Origin of the sequence: Streptomyces cahuitamycinicus, from assembly GCF_002891435.1 — a bacterium.
Lineage (GTDB): Bacteria > Actinomycetota > Actinomycetes > Streptomycetales > Streptomycetaceae > Streptomyces > Streptomyces cahuitamycinicus.
Map to the genome: position 1 here is coordinate 1 of NZ_POUC01000939.1, position 611 is coordinate 611.

The window sequence follows — 611 nt, forward strand, 5'->3', positions numbered from 1 at the left end:
CAGGAGTAGTGCTGGGCGGCGCTGCGGGCACCGGCCTCGGCCTCGTCGGCGTACCCGGCGGCCTCCAGCTGGGCCGGCACGCCGGCCGCGAGGCGGTAGCGGGAGCCGACCGGCGAGACCAGACCACAGGCGGCCAGTTCGCCGAGGGCGGCGTCCGCGTGCGTGTCACCGACCAGGGCGGGCAGATGCGCCTGGTGCGGGACCTCGCCGCCCAGGGCGACGGCGAACCGCAGGGTGGCACGGGCCGAGGCGCTCAGCCGGGAGGCGAGCAGCGGCGCGGGCGCGGCGGCCTCGCCGAGCGCGGGCAGCGGCACGTCGTCACCGAGGTCGTGGGCGTCGGCGGGGTCGGCGGGAGGCACGTCCTCGAAGACGCCGAACTCGTCGACGGCGCTGGTGCCGGCGCGCAGCCGGTCGCGCTGCCGCAGCAGGGCGCCCGCCTGGACGAAGCGCAGCGGCAGGCCCTCGGACTCGAACCAGAGGTCGCCCGCCCAGTTGGACTCGTCCTCGGTGAGGGTCCGGCCGACGGCGTGTTCGAGCAGGTCGAGCCCGGCCGCGCGCTCCAGTCCGCCGAGGGCGACCTCCTCGACGCCGGAGTCGGCGGAGGGGGCGGG

General features: G+C 78.2%; 1 pseudogene. It reads right to left on the minus strand.

Annotated features, from left to right (window positions below):
* Nucleotides 1-611, minus strand: a pseudogene (locus C1J00_RS43985) (ATP-binding protein); the annotation flags it as partial.